The organism is Caballeronia sp. 11_S32, assembly GCF_056930355.1.
In genome coordinates this window covers 485,915-501,756 of the sequence record NZ_JBXOWH010000005.1, presented here as the reverse complement: position 1 = coordinate 501,756, position 15,842 = coordinate 485,915, and the positions used below count along the sequence as shown (strand labels likewise).

Below are 15,842 nucleotides of genomic sequence, written 5' to 3'. Positions count from 1 at the left end.
GAGGCCGCTGCCAGAGCGCCGTGTCGACCACTGATTTATTTGATTCGCTAAGCTAATTATTTCGAAGAAAATCATTCCACTAATTCATGAACCGCCGCCTGATCATCTAGTTACGCACGCGATGAGATCGCTCCGCGTGCACAGCGTAGAAAGCGCCAATGCGAGCCTGCTTTCAAAGAATACGCGAATCATGAGACGACCGTGAGCAGCGTTCACCGAACGAGGCGTTCGAAGAACCAGAACGAGACGCACGAGGGTGACGAAATGAGTCTTCTTATTGCGAAGAGCGTCTGCCGGATGCGAGCGCGTGCTGCAGTCGTGCGTCCTCGCCGTGCCTCATCACGATGGCTGGCGTGCGTCGAGAGGCCTGCCTTGCATCCGTTCGATCGTTCCTTTCATGGGACACAGACGGTCATTCCATGACCTACCGCCGCCATCGTCCATCCACTACCCTTCGCCCATATGACCAGGCCATAGGCCTTCGAAAGGAAATTCGACGATGAAAAGGATTCTCGGCACTTACAGCAACCCCAATTCACATTGGGTCGGCGACGGCTTTCCGGTGCGCACGCTGTTCTCGCACCACACGATGGGCCGGCACCTGAGCCCGTTCCTGATGCTCGATTACGCGGGACCGATGCACTTTGCGCCGACAACCCGCCGTCTCGGCGTTGGACAACATCCTCATCGCGGCTTCGAGACCGTCACCATCGTGTATCAGGGCGAGTTGGAGCACCTCGACTCGACCGGCAGCGGCGGGCGGATAGGTCCCGGCGACGTGCAATGGATGACAGCCGGTGCCGGCATACTGCATGAGGAGTTCCATTCGCGCCAGTTCGCCGAAACAGGTGGAACGCTCGAGATGGTGCAGCTCTGGGTCAATCTCCCTGCAAAGGACAAGATGACCGCCCCCGGCTATCAGAGCATCGTCGCCGGCCAGATTCCTTCGATCGACCTGCCCGCTGGCGCAGGACAGGTACGGGTCATCGCCGGCGAGTACGCAGGCAAGCCCGGGCCTGCGCGCACTTTCACGCCGATCGATGCCTGGGATGTGCGGCTCAATGCGGGGCGTGGTGCGACGTTGACGCTGCCGGAGAACAGGACGCTCGCACTTATCGTGCTGCGTGGCCAGATCCGGGTCAATGGCGATGAGCGGGCCGTCAGCGACGGACAACTCGTTCTGCTTGGCCAAGAGGGCACCGACGTTCAGCTCGACGCCGACAGCAATTCGGTCGTCCTGCTGCTGAGCGGCGAGCCGATCGACGAACCCGTCGTCGCCTATGGTCCGTTTGTCATGAACACGACCGAGGAAATCGACGAAGCGGTAAAGGATTTCAATAGCGGGCGCTTCGGCAAGATGGCAGCAACGGCATAGCGCGCCCAGTCAGTCTTCCAGACGAAGTGCGTGTCGTGCACCAGCACGGCGCGCACGACGTTATTCTTTATTGATTCTGCGGACGTTTCCGCATGGTAAAGACCCGCGATGGACGGAGCAGCCGATCCATGAGAACCCTCAGCAACGAAGACATTCAGGCATTCGTGCTGGTTGTCGAACGAGGCAGCATCACTGAAGCGGCGAGGCGTCTCGATCTTTCCAAGTCCGTGGTGAGCAAACGTATCAGCGATCTCGAGCGCGACCTCGGCACGCAACTTCTGATACGTTCGACGCGCGGCGTCACGCCAACGGATGCAGGACTGACTTTCCATGAGGCCGCTCTGGAATCGATGCGCCGTCTGGAGGCGGCCGTCGAAGCGATATCGGAGCGGGCGAATGCGCTATGCGGCGAACTGCGCATTACGGCGCCAGTCAGTCTGACCCAGTTGTGGCTTGGCGACGTCATGGCGAATTTCGCCGGGGCGCACCCCGAGCTTCGGCTCACGATAGAGGTCGATGACCGGCTCATGAATATCGAAGCCGAACGATTCGACCTTGCCATACGCGTGGCGCGTCTTCCCGATAGCGCACTCATTGCCCGCCGCGTCGGAGTCAGCCGCCGCGTGCTCGTCTGCAGCCCCGACTACATCAGAAAGCATGGAGCGCCCGATTCGCTCGACGACCTCGCGAAACATCGTTGCTTGTGCTACACGAATGCGTCCATGTCTCAAACCTGGTCCTTTCGGACAGCGGCAGCGACGATGAAACCCCGTATCTTTGCGCCGGCAGGTGTGCTCGCGTCAAACAACGAAGACGTGCTGCGGGATGCTGCCGTACGCGGACTGGGTATCGCGGTACTGCCCGCATTCATCGTCGCGCGGGATCTTCTGGAGAGGCGGCTGGTAAGGATCCTGCCGAACGAGCACCCGGAAGACGACATCATCTATGCCGTCTATCCTCGCAGCCAGTTCACGTCAAACAAGCTGCGCGTTTTCATCGAGCATGTTCGGCGCGCCCTGATCGATGCTCCGTGGGACGCTCTCGTCGCGCCTAGCGCTGCGTCGAAGGCCGCATAGTTTGGGGCACCGGTCGTCACCAGCTCACGGTGTCGTTTAGCGCGACCTTGCCCGATGCAGGCACCGCCAGCAGGCGATTGCCGCCTCCGGCACGGTTTTCCCAGGTGACGGTGCCATCGGCGTTCTTGCGGTAGTACTTGTACTGAACGCTCGTGCCCGACGGCAGATTCACGCTGTTGCGCCATATCGGATAGCTCGCCGGGTCCACCGGCAGACCGAGATCGGTGTTCCAGTTGCCGAGGGCGTCGACGTTGCCGGTTACGTACATATACTGGCCGGGTTGCGTCGCCGCGTTCACGTTGATAGCCACGCCGGTCTCGTTCGCCTGCGGCGGGGCCACGCAATTGCTGTAGCGCGCACACACGATCAACGGAATGTCGACGATCCTTCCCGCCTCGATCGATGCGACCAGGCTGATGTACTCGCCCATCGCCCAGTTGAGCGGCGCGATCGATTTGGTCGGCGTTTCAGGTGCATAAGGCGCGGGCGTCGTCACGGTCCAGTGGTCGGGCAGCGTCTTCGATGTGGTCCAGATCTGCTCGGGGATGAAGCCTTCGGGCGTCGCATACTTTCTCACGGCCGCGCGATATTTCTCGCCGCTGCCGCCGCGGCCGCTGCGCGCTATTTCGAACATTCCGCGCTCGGCCGTGAAGATCGGCCATGCGCGCCCTACGCCGGTGTTCCTGAAATCGCTGCCGTCGTTGCGTTCGCCGTAGCCGTCGAAGTTATAGCGGAACCACGCCGGGTTCGAGTCGCTGAACGTCGTTTCGAGCACGGCGTCGTAGACGGCGAGCGTGCTTGCGATGGTCGGATCGTCCGCGCGCTTCACGCCCATGCGGACCAGTTCGAGAAAGCCGCCATCGACGACCTTGTCCTCGCTGCGGTTGCCGCCGCCGTTCGCCACGTCGTAGCGCTGGTCCGAATCGGGATAGCTCGTCGGCTCGTACTTCCGCGGACCGCTGCCCATGCCGCTCATGCCCGCCGGATTGATGCGCACGTAAAAGTGGCCGTTGCCGAGCTGGCCGGCGTCGGTGTAGGTCCAGCGCGTCACGTTCTGCTGCCAGTAATCGGCCGCGCCGAGATACGCGCCGGCGCGCGCGGTGTCGCCGTTGTCGAGCGCGATGCGCGCCGCCGCGACGAGCCCCGCGATCTCCGCCGCAATCGTCGAAGGCGAATAGCCGGAAGCTTCCTCCCAGCGCTCCTGTTGCGTCCACGGGCCGGTGTTCAAGATGAAGTCGGCGGTGAGGCGGATCTGCGGCCATAGGGCGTTGTACACGCCGGGGCCGAGGCGCCATGCGAGCAGGATCGGCATCGCCTGCTCGTCCATCTGCGTGCCCGACCAGTTCTGGGTACCGTCGACCCACGAATTCTGCGGAAAGCGTCCGACGCGGCTATAGCCGTGCGCGCACTGCGGCGCGGAGAACTCGCTGGCGCCGCAATTCTCCTTTTGCTGCTGCTTGTCGAAGAGATAGTGCGCGACGATGGTGGCCGTCGACGTGTCGTTCGCGGTGATCAGCGCATTCGCGAACTTGAAGAGATCGCGCGCCCATACGATGTGATAGCCCACCGCGTTGCCGTCGTCCTGCGTCTCGCCCCATGGCGTGCCGATGCCGGCGATCATCGCGCCGTTGCTCTTGTCCTGCATCGTCTTGAGCGTCATCGCGGCGAGATACCACATGTCGTCGCTCTGCGGCGACAGGCCCGCGGAATAGGCATGCCACGCGTCGTCGTATTGCGTGCGCAGCGCGTCGAGGTTGTCCGCGAGCGTGGCGTTCGCGGTCTGCATCGCGTTCGCCGGCGATGAACTGTCGAACGCCAGCACGACATCGAACGATACGCTCGCTGCGTTCGCATTTGCATTCGCGTTGGCGTTGGCGTTGGCCGCATCGATCCAGCCCATCTGCGCGACGTTGCCATCGGTCGCCGATGCATACGTCCAGTCCATTTTCCTGTCCGCCGCCGCGCCGCCGAGCAGGTCGGTCCAGCCGTCGCTTTGCGCGACGAAGCCGTTCGACACCATCGTCGTGCCGCCCTGCACCTGCCACGGCAACGACACCGCCAGCGCCGAATAGCGCGTGTTGTGCCTGCCCGCGAGCATCGTCCGGCCGTTCGCGGCGGTCGCGGTCCATACGGTGTTGTGCCCGCCGGCATTGTCGAGATGCGGCTTGAAGAGGAGATAAAGCCTGTAATCGCCGATGCGCGCGCCGTTCAATGCCTGAAACGTCACGCGCTCGATCAGCGCATTGCGCGTGGGATCGCTGAAGACCGTCTTGACGATGCGCCAGTGGTGGGCATCGTTGTGCGTCGTGACCTGCCAGCTCATCGTGCGCGCATCGGTGCGCGCGGCGCTGTAGTCCTGGCGCTTTTCCTCGTCGACATAGGTGCCCGCCGCGTCGCCGACGAGGAATTGGAGGTCCACGGTTTCGGTCGTGTCGAGGACAGGATAGTAGACCTCGGAGACGATGCCGCGATAACCCGTGAAATAGATCTGCGACGCCGGATTCAACGCGGTGCCAAGGAAGGACTTGCGCGCCGGACCGTGCATCGCGGTGATGCCCGGCGCGCCGAACGCCTCGCCCGTGGTCGCGGCCAGCGGCGCGTGAGGCATCGCGGGCAGCAACGCGGTGAGCGCGGCAAGAGACCATCGCAGCATGCGTTCGGGCTTCATCGTCGCACCCCCGGGTCATTTCGGCCGCTCTGCGAAGGCCTGCCGATTCTCGAAGACTAGGATGCGATCAGGGCGACGTCAAACTCGGATGTACACGGTCGGTTTCACTTCGAGACGGAGTAATCGATGCCCGCGCTGACGGGGCAGTGGCGCTCGCCGTCCTTCCCCGCGCGTGATGCAAGCCATGCATCGATTCGGATTCCTGATATCGGACACCCTCATTCCCGATGCGACGGCATCCGCCATTGCACGTTCAGTAGATGATCGCGCATGCGGGCGGCGGCCGTCGTGCCGTCGCGCTCCACCATCGCTTGCACGACGGCCTGATGCTGCTCCGCGAAATGCCGTCGCGTATCCTGATCGGCAGTCTTTTCGCGCGCGTTCGGCTTCATGCGCATGCCGTTGACCACGTCCATCAGCGCGATGATCGCGGGATTGCGTGTCGCCTGCGCGATGAGCAAGTGAAAGCGATGATCCCACTGCTGCCACTCATCGTCGTCTTTCGCCATGGCGTTGCGCCGCGCGCATTTCTCCAGTTCCGCGAGATCGTCGGGACTCGCCTTGCGCGTCGCCAGTTCGACGAACGCCGGTTCCAGCACCAAGCGCATTTCCGCGACATCGGCTGGGCTCGACCCCGCGCGCAGACTGCGCAGCGAAGCCGAGAATTTCAGCGGACGCGTACCCAGATAGGTGCCGCGCCCGACGCCGCGCCATACCCGCCCCGCCGCTTCCATCGACGCCAGCGCACCGCGCAGATCGCGCCGGCTCACGCCAAGTGCCTGGGCGAGGCTGCGTTCCGGCGGCAACGTGTCGCCGTCCTTCAGATTGTGCTGCGCGACATAGTCGAGCAGTTTGTCGAGCGCGGGCTTTTCCATGGATTGAAATTTGAACCAATGAATATTGGTTCAATGTAGCAGAAAGCCGATTAGGCAGCGACGGATTGCTTTACTTTTTATGATCACGTACGCTGGCTTCATATTTTGTATTTTCAAATCGAACCAATTTACATTGGTTCGATAAACGGACAACAGCAATGAGTTTCACGACACGACCCGAACTGATAGGCACTTTCGGCATGGTGGCTTCGACACACTGGCTCGCCAGCGCGTCCGCGATGGCGGTGCTCGAAAAAGGCGGCAACGCGTTCGACGCGGCGGCCGCAGCCGGTTTCGTGCTGCAGATCGTCGAGCCGCATCTGAACGGGCCGGGCGGAGAACTGCCCGCGGTGTTCTACAGCGCGAAGGAAGATCGCGTGCGCGTGCTGTGCGGCCAGGGCGTGACGCCCGCCGCCATGACAATCGGGCGCATGAAGGACATGGGCCTCAGCGTGATGCCCGGCACCGGCTTGTTGCCCGCGGTCGTCCCCGGCGCGTTCGGCGGCTGGATGGCGATGCTGCGCGACTACGGCCAGTTGCCGCTCGAAGACGTGCTGAGCTACGCGATCGGTTATGCGGAACACGGCTATCCGGTGCTGCCGCGCATGGCGTCGTCGATTCTGGCGATCCAGGATTTCTTCAAGCGCGAATGGCGCACGTCCGCCGAGCAATGGCTGCGCGAGGGCGTGGCGCCGCGTCCGAATCATCTCTTCGCGAATCCGGCCATTGCGGAGACTTACAAACGCATTCTGCGCGAGGCGAAGACGCGCGGCGATCGCGCGGAACAGTGCGAGCGCGCGCGCATCGCGTTCTATCGCGGGTTCGTCGCGGATGCGATCGATCAGTATTTCCGTTCGACCGACGTGCTGGATACATCGGGTCAGCGCAATCGCGGCCTGCTCGACGCATCGGATCTCGCGCGCTGGGAGCCGACGTACGAAGACGCCGTGTCCTACGAATACGAAGGCTTCATGGTCCACAAAACGGGCCCATGGGGACAGGGTCCGATGTTCCTGCAACAGCTCGCTTTGCTGAAGGGCTTCGATCTTGCGGGCATGGACCCGCTGGGACCGGACTTCGTGCACACGGTTATCGAATGTTCGAAGCTCGCGTTCGCCGACCGCGACGTCTTCTATGGCGACCCGAACTTCTCCGACGTGCCGATGGACACGCTGCTCAGCGACGCCTACAACGACGCGCGCCGCAAGCAGATCGATCCGCGCCGCGCATCGTTCGAATTCCGGCCGGGCAAGCTCCTCGACAGCGAAGCGCGCGCCGCGAAAATTCTCGCCAACGCGGGCCGCCAGCAGCCGGGCGGCTTCGGCCAGGGCGAACCGACCTTCGCGCCGCTGCCGGAGTTGCGCGGCGACACGGTGCATCTCGATGTCGTCGACCGTTGGGGCAACATGGTGTCGGCGACGCCGTCGGGCGGCTGGCTGCAGGCGTCGCCCGCGGTGCCGGGACTGGGCTTCAACGTGACCACGCGCGGCCAGATGTTCTGGATGGAAGAAGGCCTGCCCTCGTCGCTCGGGCCGGGACGCCGCCCGCGCACCACGCTTTCACCGACGCTCGTCACGCGCGGCGGCAAGCCGTATGCCGCGCTCGGCACGCCGGGCGGCGATCAGCAGGATCAATGGTCGCTGCAACTGCTGCTGCGGCACGTGCATTTCGGCATGAACCTGCAGGCCGCCGTGGATTCGCCATCGTTTCAGACCGCACATTTCCCCGGCTCGTTTTATCCGCGCGACATTCAGCTCGGCAAGATGTCGGCGGAGGGCAGCTTCCCGCAAACGACGCTCGATGCATTGCGCGCGCGCGGCCACGAACTCACGGTCGCCGAACCATGGTCGCTCGGACGCGTGTGCGCCGTGGGCATCCGCAATGGCCTGATGCGCGGCGCCGCCACGCCGCGCCAGATGCAGGCTTACGCGATCGGGCGCTGACACAGAATCCACCGGAGAACATCGATCATGTCCGCTGTCGCCGCCCGCCTCGAACGGCTGCCGCTATCCGGCTTTCATCGCAAACTGCTCATCATCGGCGGACTCGGCTATATGTTCGACGGCCTCGATTCGTCGTCGCTCGCGTTCCTGCTTCCGGTCGTCAGCAAGCTGTGGGGCCTGACGAGCGCGCAAACCGGACTCGTCGCGAGCAGCACGTATATCGGCTATTTCTTCGGCGCGTTCCTGTCGGGCGTACTCGCGGACATCATCGGACGGCGCCGCATCATGATGAGCGCGCTCGCGATCTATTGCGTCGCATCGCTCGCGAGCGCCACCGCGAATGACTGGCACACGTTCTTCGCGCTGCGCATCGTCGCGGGCTTCGGCTCGGGCGCGGAAACCGTCGTGATCGCGCCGTTTCTCGCGGAATTCGTGCCGCGCCGCTACCGCGGCATGTTCTGCGGCGCGCTGGTGGGCTTCATGTCGTTCGGTTATCTGAGCTCGTCGATTCTCGGCTATACCGTCGTGCGCAATTTTCCGGACGGCTGGCGCTATCTTGCGGTCATCACCTCGCTGCCCGTCGTGATGCTGCTGTGGTGGCGCCGCACCCTGCCCGAATCGCCGCGCTGGATGGAAAGCCAGGGCCGCGTCGCCGAAGCCGGCAGCATCGTCGACGGTATCGAGGCGTGGTATGCGCAACGCGGCATCGCGCTTGCACCGCTCGCGACCGTGGGCGCGGTTCCGTCCGCAGCGAAGAGCAGCGGCAGCGCGTGGCAAAACGTGAAGACGCTGTGGAGCAAGCGCCTCGCGGGCACCACGGCGGTGAGCTGGCTGATGTGGTTCGCCGTGGCGTTCGCGTACTACTCGTTCTTCTCGTGGATTCCGAGCCTGCTCGTCAAGGAAGGCCTCACGATCACGAAGAGCTTCGGCTTTTCGATCGCCATCTACGGCGCGCAGATACCGGGCTATTTCTCGGCGGCGTGGCTCAACGAGAAGATCGGCCGCAAGGGCGTGGTGGCCTCGTATATGACGCTCGGCGGCATCGCGGCGATCATGCTGTCGCTTTCGCATACCGGTGTGCAGATCATGGCGGCGGGCATCTGCCTGTCGTTCTTCATGAATGGCGCGTTCGCGGGCGTCTATGCGTACACGCCGGAGATTTTCCCGACCTCGGTGCGCACCACGGGCACCGGATCGTCGTCCTCGTTCGGGCGCATCGGCTCGGTGAGCGCGCCGATTCTCGTCGGCATCGTGTATCCGTCTTTCGGCTTCTTCGGCGTGTTCGCGATGACGACCGCCGTGCTGCTCGCGGGCGCATGTGTCGTGTTCTTCCTGGGCATCGAGACGCGCAATCGCTCGCTCGAAGACATCGAAATCAACGGCGCGGTCGGGAGCGATGCACGCGACCGCCTCGCTCCCCAGAACCTGCGCGGCTAGAGAGTTTCATCGTCATGCGAGATATGCAAACGTCCACGGTGCGCCCGTTGCAATTGCCCGACCTTCAACGCCTCGCACGGGCGATGCGCGAGCCCGCACAACCGGCCACACTGTTCGACGCGGTCGCCGCTGTCGCGGCCGAAACCATCGGCTTCAGGCTTTTCACCATCATGGCGTACGACCCGCGCAATCACGAAGTGGAGCGCGTCTTCACCAACATGCCCGATGTATATCCGACCGGTGGCCGCAAGAAGAAGCGCGGCACCGCGTGGGCGACGCAAATCCTCCATGAATTGCGGCCGTTTCGCGGCGAGACCGCGCACGACATCCGCAACGCGTTCGACGATCACGCGACAATGGCGGACATGGGCCTCGGCTCTATCCTCAACATTCCGATCGCGTATGACGGCGAATGCATCGGCACGATGAATCTCACGCATATCGAGCACTGGTACACGCGCGAGCACGAAGACGCAGGCGTGCTGCTCGGCTCGTTTCTCGCGCCCGCGCTGATTTCCCGCGCGCCGTCTAACGCCGGTGAGGAGCCGCGTTCATGAACCGCGCTGCTCCTGAAACCGGGCGCTGGCTGATCGTTTTCGCGCTGGGCTATCTCGCGCTGCTCGTCGACGGCGCCGACGTCATGATGTATGGCCTCACGCTCACGCGCATCAAGAGCGAATTCGGGCTCACCAATGTCGAGGCGGGCGCGCTGGGCAGCCTGACGCTCGTCGGCATGGCGGTGGGCGGCATCCTCGGCGGCTGGGCGAGCGACGCGATCGGACGCGTGCGCGTCGTCGTGTGGGCGCTCGCGCTGTTCTCGCTCGGCGCGGGCCTGCTCGGACTCACACACACGTTCGCCCAGTTCGCGCTCGTGCGCTTCATCAGCTCGCTCGGGATCGGCTGCATGGTGCTCGTGAGCACGCTCGTCGCCGAATATGTGCCGACCGAGCGGCGCTCGCTGATCCTCGGCATCCTGCAGACCGGCATATCGGCGGGATATATCGTCGTGATCTCGCTCGCCAACTGGATCCTGCCCCACTACGGCTGGCGCATGCTCTTCTATGTCGCGACGATTCCCGTCTTGCTGGCGCTGGCGATTCACTGGTTCGTGCCCGAGCCGCCCGGCTGGCGCGCAAGCGTGGCGATGCGGCGAGACGCGCCGCGCGTGCGCCGCACATGGCGCGAGAACCGTTATTACCTGATCTTCTCGGATCGCGAGGCGCGCAAGATGTTCGTCTTGTGGGCGCTTGCATCCGTGTTCGCGCTGTCGGGCTTCTACGGACTCAACAACTGGCTGCCAACCTACCTCGAGAAAGAACTGCACGTGCGCTTCGGCTCGATGGCGGGCTACATGATCGGTACCTATGTAGTCGCATTCGTGGGCAAGATCGTCGCGGGCTGGGTCGGCGACCTGTGGAGCCGGCGCGGAGTGTACGTGCTCGGCTGCATCGGCGCGGCCTTGTTTCTGCCGGTCATCGTCTTTCTTCATACGCGCGAGAACATCGTCTGGCTGATGCTGTTCTTCGGCTTTCTCTATGGCGTGCCGCTCGGCACGATGGGCGCGTTCATGTCCGAAAGCTTCGCGACGCGCATTCGCGGCACGGCCGTCGGCGGTTCATATAACGTGGGGCGCTTCTGTTCGGGCGCTGCGCCTGTCGCGATCGGGTTCATCGCCACGCAGTTCTCGTTCGGTGTGAGCTTTCTGCTGGTCGGCGCAGTGTTCTTCCTGAGCGGCGTCTGCGCGTCCTTCATTCCGGACCGCCTCTACGACACGAGTGCGCGGGAGCCGAAAGACCTCGGTCCGCCCACTCCCGCGCGCGACGCAAACGCCGACGACAGCGTAACGGAGGCGCTCAATCCGCGTTGATGAGACAGGTAGGGCTGAACCGAAAATGAAAACGCCCGCGCAAAACGCAGGCGTTTCCGTGGCCCCGCTACCGCGCCCCAATAAACGAACTCTCGTTCGCCCAAGCATAGGGCCGGCTTCCGCGCGGCTCATCTTTAGTATAGGTCGTGCAGCGGGATATCCAAGTTTCGCTCGCGACGTTTTCGGATCGGCGAGGCGGCCGCGTCCGGCTCAGGATCAAGGGTGGGAATCCGACAGCTCGTCACGCCCTTCATCGTCGCGCGCGGGATACCGATGTTGACCGAATCGAAGGACAACGGCGCTGATGGCGAGCACTGCTATGCCGAGCGTAGTAATGAGGATATGCTGGTCCGCCGTGTCGCTGCGGTTCAGGATGAGATCTCGCGCCAGCGACGCCATGGCGATATAAAGCGGAAACCGAACCGGCAACTGCCCAAGGCGTAGATATCGCGCGTCCATGGCAAGGACTTCGAGATAAAGGAACATCAACAGAAGGTCCGTGAGCGAGACGGTGCCGGCCCTCAGGACTTTCCAGGTCTCCTGAGCCATGGCAAACGCAGTGGCGAGGCCGATCAGGATCAGCACCGTCAACTCGACCACGTTGATCAAGTGGTCGAACCTTCGCCGGACATTTTCGGTGAGGCCGTCCGTGCCGTGATGTACTTTCATTGGGGATCTGGGCATCGTCGGGAATTCATCGCAGCAACGACGAGTCCAGCAGGCTCGAAGCCTCGTCGCTGGCGGGCGTTTCACTGCAGTCTTCTGTCTCGCCGCGCGTGACGTGTATCCTTTGCAGAATTTCAGGGATGCATGTCTTCATCAACGTCATGATCATGCGCACGCGCGGCGGGACGGGACGTTGCGCCTGGATCAGCATGTTCAGCTCGAAAGATGGCACCTCGTACTGAGGCAGGATTCGCACGAGCCGGCCGTCTGCGAGCGCCTCGGCGCAAGCCGGATCCTCCAGCACGCCGATGCCTACGCCGGAGAGAATCGTTTCATACACGGGCCGCCAGTGCGTGGTCCTGATGGCTGCGCGAATCGGCGCATTTTCAACGACAGTCGCGCTTTGTCGGAGTGGCAACTGGTCCGTGGTGAACATGCCCTGTGCCCGAATGAACGGATGCCTGACCAGGTCCGATGTCGCCAGTATCGGTCCGTGCTGGCTCAGATAATCCGGCGCGGCAACGAGCGTACGCCCGATCTGCCCGAGCTGACGTGCAATGAACGCGCCTTCTTCAAGCGGTCCAAGACGAAACGAGATGTCCACGCCTTCCGTGACCAGATCGGCGATCCTGTCGTTCAGCACCAGTTCCAGTTCGAGCTGCGGATAAGCGGCGCGAACGAGCGCCAACGTCCTCGGTACGACTGTCTCGCCAAAGCAGTGCGGTGCCGCGATGCGGATCGTTCCCCTGATTGCCTGCTCATCGTTCGACATTTCAGCCACAGCCTGTTCCACCGCGGAAAGAATTCTCTTGCTACGTTCGTAGAAGGCAATGCCATCGGGCGTGCAATTGAAGGCGCGGGCACTGCGAAGCAGAAGCCGGCAACCGAGATACTTCTCGAGCCGCTCGATACGTTCGCTGGCGGCCGGCTGGCCGATGTCGAGGTCTCTCGCCGCGTTCGAGATACTCCCGCGTTCGACGACCCTCACGTATATGCGCATGGCTTCGAGCAAATTCACTTTATTCGACCCGCCTTTGCGTCGTGACAATGGTGAGCCGCCCCGCCCGCGAGCCGCCAATGGTTTGCATCAGCCGATTTCTTCCAATTCACCGTTTTCATTCTCTAGCCTCATTCGGTATGTGCGGGCCCCAATTCCGGAATCCCGCACCGTATATTCAATGGAGGAAAGAGTACGACCGGAGCGTCACCCATAGCGTGCACAGTTCGAGCCGTCTCCCGTCATTACAGTTTTGCTAGGATCTCGGGACCGGGCGAGAATCTGTCGGCGCGAGCGCCCGCGCCGGAAGGCGGCCGACACAACTCATAGCGGATGTCAGGAGAGTCGTCGGATGAATCTCTACGAGAAGCTTGCAGACGACATCGAGCGGTCGATCCGGCAAGGCGTCTACCGTCATGGAGAGCGCCTTCCGTCGGTTCGTCAGACCAGCCAGCAGCATAGGATCAGCGTCACGACCGCCATTCGCGCGTACTTGTTGCTCGAAAGCCGCGGCCTCGTGACGAGCCGGCCCCAGTCGGGCTATTTCGTCAACTTCCACGGCGACGCAGGCGAGCGGAAGATGTTTGAACTCCGGCCGTCGAGACCGATCCCGATCTCCTCGCCGGTCGATGTCAGCCGGCTGGTGCTGTCGACGCTGCGTTCGATCGGTGTCGACGATGCGGTGCCGCTCGGCTCGCCTTACCCCGATCCCAGTCTGTTTCCGTTCGAGCGGATCAACCGCTATGCCTATGACGCGGGACGGGGCAAGGCGCAATGGGGCGTAACGGATGCGCTGCCGCCGGGCAACGCGAAACTCGTGCGGCAGATTGCGCGCCGCTACCTCGAGAACGGCATGGCGGTCGATCCGAACGAGATCATCATTACGGTCGGCGCGACCGAGGCTATCAATCTCTGTCTTCAGGCGGTCGCGAAGCCCGGCGACGTGATCGCGGTCGAGTCGCCGACGTTCTATGCGATGCTCCATGCAATCGAACGCATGGGCATGAAGGCGATCGAAGTATCGACACATCCGGAGTACGGCATCGATATCGAGGCGCTTTCAGCGATCGTGAAGTCGCAGACGATCACCGCCTGCATGATCATGCCCAATTTCCAGAATCCGCTCGGTTTCCAGATGCCCGACGAGCGCAAGCGGGAGCTCGTTGAACTCCTGACCGCGCAGGACATTCCGGTCATCGAGAACGGCGTCTACAACGAGCTGCACTTCGACCGCGCTCATCCGAGCACGTTGAAGTCTTTCGACACCAAGGGACTGGTGCTGCACTGCTCGTCGTTCTCGAAGAGCCTGACGTCCGCCTACCGGATCGGCTGGGCTTTGCCGGGCCGCTATCGAGATCGCGTGGAGAAGCTCAAGTTTCTGAACACACTGACCTCGCCGTCGATTCCTCAACTGGCGATAGCGGAATTCCTCGAACGCGACGGGTATGAGCACCACCTGAGACGCGTGCGCAAGGCCTATGCACAGCAGGCCAGTCTCATGAAGGCGATCGTTTCGCGCTTCTTTCCTGAGGGGACGCGCGTATCCAACCCCACTGGAGGATACGTACTGTGGATCGAGTTGCCATCCAGTGTCGACGCGATGCGTCTCTACAAGCTCGCGCTCGATCAGGGCATCACGATCGGGCCGGGCTACATGTTCTCGATTTCCGAGTCGACCTACAGGAATTTCATACGTCTCAACTACAGCAGCCCCTGGTCCAGCGAGATCGAGCAGGCGGTGATTACCGTCGGAAAGCTCGTCGCAACGTGTGCGCGCTAGCGTCCCACGGACCGGCGAGCCGTCAGCCGCCGACGAGCGACATGCGGACCGTCGGATAGACGCGCCCTGCTTCCCTTTTGCGCTGCGTCGACCGAAGTTCGGAGTAGCGGTCAGCGCGCTCACTCCACTGGTTGCGGATGGCCGCGGCCAGTTGTTCGACTGATGCGATATCCGTGAGCCAGGGCGTAAGGTCGGTGCCTTTTGTGGCGAACAGGCACGAATATAGGTGTCCGTCGGCGGATACACGGGCGCGCGAGCACGAACCGCAGAACGGCTTCGATACGCTCGCAATGAATCCGACCTCGCCCTCGCCGTCCGCATGGCGATAATTGACTGCCGTGCCCCTGTGCCCGGCGAGCGGGATCAACGGAAACTCCGACTCAATGACGTCGCGAATCTCGCGAGCCGTGATCACCTTGGCCTTCGACCACGCTGCCGCGCCCCCAACGTCCATGTATTCGATGAAGCGAACGGCTACGCCGGTGCCTTTGAAAAGCCGCACGAGCGGCAATATCTGACCGTCATTCACACCTCGCTCGACCACGGTGTTCACCTTGATCGGATCGAGTCCAACTGCGCGCGCCGTCTCGATGCCGTCCAGTATGCGCGACACGGGTATGTCGATGTCACTCATCTTGCGGAACACCGCATAATCGACTGCGTCGAGACTGACTGTCACACGTCCGAGACCGGCGTTGCGAAGTGATCGCGCCTTCGCGGCAAGCAGGGAACCGTTCGTCGTGAGCGCGAGCTCCATCGCCTTGCCGCTTATGGTCGTCAGTTTGGCGAGCTGCTCTATCAGCGATTCGAGGCCACGCCGCAGCAGTGGCTCTCCACCGGTGATACGTATCTTTTCCACGCCGAGCAGCGCGAATGCCTTCGCGAGCTTGAGCATTTGCGCGAACGACAGGCGCTCCGAAGATGCCAGAAACGGATAGTCCGCATCGAATGTCTCTCTGGGCATGCAATAGGTGCAACGAAAATTGCATTGATCGATAACGGACAGCCGTAAATCCCGCAAGGGACGATCGAGCCTGTCGAGAATGGGCGAGGAATCTCCAACGGTCAGGCGATCACGAGATGCCATATCCGCCAGTATCGGCTGGTCGATTATCTTCACGATCTGTTCGAGAGTGAACTGCGAATGGTTGGGCCGTG

At 62.7% G+C, this 15,842-nt stretch carries 12 protein-coding genes; 7 read left to right on the top strand and 5 right to left on the bottom strand.

The window, feature by feature from the left end; genetic code table 11:
• Positions 1 to 499: 499 nt before the first annotated feature.
• Both AC1Z32_RS36915 and AC1Z32_RS36910 read left to right on the top strand, forming a co-directional pair.
• Positions 500 to 1,375, top strand: a complete 876-nt coding sequence (locus AC1Z32_RS36915) for a pirin family protein (protein WP_483483804.1) — start codon at positions 500 to 502, stop codon at positions 1,373 to 1,375.
• A gap of 128 nt (positions 1,376 to 1,503) precedes the next feature.
• On the top strand, positions 1,504 to 2,451 hold the full coding sequence (locus AC1Z32_RS36910; RefSeq protein WP_483483803.1) for a LysR family transcriptional regulator: 948 nt from the start codon (positions 1,504 to 1,506) through the stop codon (positions 2,449 to 2,451).
• A 16-nt stretch (positions 2,452 to 2,467) separates the two neighbouring features.
• On the opposite strand, the gene AC1Z32_RS36905 is transcribed toward AC1Z32_RS36910, so the two are convergent.
• Both AC1Z32_RS36905 and AC1Z32_RS36900 read right to left on the bottom strand, forming a co-directional pair.
• Entirely contained in the window at positions 2,468 to 5,119 is a 2,652-nt protein-coding gene (locus tag AC1Z32_RS36905) for a glycoside hydrolase family 15 protein (RefSeq protein WP_483483802.1), read from the bottom strand.
• A gap of 218 nt (positions 5,120 to 5,337) precedes the next feature.
• The gene (locus AC1Z32_RS36900) at positions 5,338 to 5,994 is read right to left on the bottom strand and encodes a FadR/GntR family transcriptional regulator (protein ID WP_483483801.1); all 657 of its coding nucleotides are present in this window, start codon (positions 5,992 to 5,994) and stop codon (positions 5,338 to 5,340) included.
• Positions 5,995 to 6,152: 158 nt separating this feature from the next.
• On the opposite strand from AC1Z32_RS36900, the gene AC1Z32_RS36895 reads away from it, so the two are divergent.
• From AC1Z32_RS36895 to AC1Z32_RS36880, 4 genes are read left to right on the top strand one after another with little or no spacing between them, the layout of a single operon-like run.
• Positions 6,153 to 7,937: a gamma-glutamyltransferase family protein gene (locus AC1Z32_RS36895; protein ID WP_483483800.1), complete on the top strand. Its 1,785-nt coding sequence runs from the start codon at positions 6,153 to 6,155 to the stop codon at positions 7,935 to 7,937.
• Positions 7,938 to 7,964: 27 nt separating this feature from the next.
• Positions 7,965 to 9,374: an MFS transporter gene (locus AC1Z32_RS36890; RefSeq protein WP_483483799.1), complete on the top strand. Its 1,410-nt coding sequence runs from the start codon at positions 7,965 to 7,967 to the stop codon at positions 9,372 to 9,374.
• Between the two features lie 14 nt (positions 9,375 to 9,388).
• Positions 9,389 to 9,931 carry a GAF domain-containing protein gene (locus AC1Z32_RS36885; protein ID WP_483483798.1) on the top strand — a complete coding sequence of 181 codons (543 nt, stop codon included), beginning with the start codon at positions 9,389 to 9,391 and terminating at the stop codon, positions 9,929 to 9,931.
• On the top strand, positions 9,928 to 11,241 hold the full coding sequence (locus AC1Z32_RS36880; protein ID WP_483483797.1) for an MFS transporter: 1,314 nt from the start codon (positions 9,928 to 9,930) through the stop codon (positions 11,239 to 11,241). Before AC1Z32_RS36885 ends, AC1Z32_RS36880 begins: the two co-directional genes overlap by 4 nt.
• Positions 11,242 to 11,457: 216 nt before the next feature.
• On the opposite strand, the gene AC1Z32_RS36875 is transcribed toward AC1Z32_RS36880, so the two are convergent.
• Both AC1Z32_RS36875 and AC1Z32_RS36870 read right to left on the bottom strand, forming a co-directional pair.
• A complete protein-coding gene (locus AC1Z32_RS36875; RefSeq protein ID WP_483483796.1) occupies positions 11,458 to 11,910 on the bottom strand; it encodes a phosphate-starvation-inducible protein PsiE in 453 nt (150 codons plus the stop codon).
• A 25-nt stretch (positions 11,911 to 11,935) separates the two neighbouring features.
• Positions 11,936 to 12,925 (bottom strand): LysR family transcriptional regulator, encoded by a 990-nt coding sequence (locus AC1Z32_RS36870; RefSeq protein ID WP_483483795.1) that lies wholly within the window; start codon positions 12,923 to 12,925, stop codon positions 11,936 to 11,938.
• A 331-nt stretch (positions 12,926 to 13,256) separates the two neighbouring features.
• Between AC1Z32_RS36870 and AC1Z32_RS36865 the strand changes: the two genes are divergently transcribed.
• Entirely contained in the window at positions 13,257 to 14,684 is a 1,428-nt protein-coding gene (locus AC1Z32_RS36865) for an aminotransferase-like domain-containing protein (protein ID WP_483483794.1), read from the top strand.
• 22 nt (positions 14,685 to 14,706) lie between these two features.
• On the opposite strand, the gene moaA is transcribed toward AC1Z32_RS36865, so the two are convergent.
• The gene (moaA, locus tag AC1Z32_RS36860) at positions 14,707 to 15,771 is read right to left on the bottom strand and encodes a GTP 3',8-cyclase MoaA (RefSeq protein ID WP_483484143.1); all 1,065 of its coding nucleotides are present in this window, start codon (positions 15,769 to 15,771) and stop codon (positions 14,707 to 14,709) included.
• Positions 15,772 to 15,842 lie beyond the last annotated feature (71 nt).

Bases quoted from the DNA above. Each gene is read 5' to 3' on its own strand.
- AC1Z32_RS36915 (WP_483483804.1), top strand. From the start codon at position 500: ATGAAAAGGATTCTCGGCACTTACAGCAACCCCAATTCACATTGGGTC.
- AC1Z32_RS36910 (WP_483483803.1), top strand. From the start codon at position 1,504: ATGAGAACCCTCAGCAACGAAGACATTCAGGCATTCGTGCTGGTTGTC.
- AC1Z32_RS36905 (WP_483483802.1), bottom strand. From the start codon at position 5,119: ATGAAGCCCGAACGCATGCTGCGATGGTCTCTTGCCGCGCTCACCGCG.
- AC1Z32_RS36900 (WP_483483801.1), bottom strand. From the start codon at position 5,994: ATGGAAAAGCCCGCGCTCGACAAACTGCTCGACTATGTCGCGCAGCAC.
- AC1Z32_RS36895 (WP_483483800.1), top strand. From the start codon at position 6,153: ATGAGTTTCACGACACGACCCGAACTGATAGGCACTTTCGGCATGGTG.
- AC1Z32_RS36890 (WP_483483799.1), top strand. From the start codon at position 7,965: ATGTCCGCTGTCGCCGCCCGCCTCGAACGGCTGCCGCTATCCGGCTTT.
- AC1Z32_RS36885 (WP_483483798.1), top strand. From the start codon at position 9,389: ATGCGAGATATGCAAACGTCCACGGTGCGCCCGTTGCAATTGCCCGAC.
- AC1Z32_RS36880 (WP_483483797.1), top strand. From the start codon at position 9,928: ATGAACCGCGCTGCTCCTGAAACCGGGCGCTGGCTGATCGTTTTCGCG.
- AC1Z32_RS36875 (WP_483483796.1), bottom strand. From the start codon at position 11,910: ATGAAAGTACATCACGGCACGGACGGCCTCACCGAAAATGTCCGGCGA.
- AC1Z32_RS36865 (WP_483483794.1), top strand. From the start codon at position 13,257: ATGAATCTCTACGAGAAGCTTGCAGACGACATCGAGCGGTCGATCCGG.
- moaA (WP_483484143.1), bottom strand. From the start codon at position 15,771: ATGGCATCTCGTGATCGCCTGACCGTTGGAGATTCCTCGCCCATTCTC.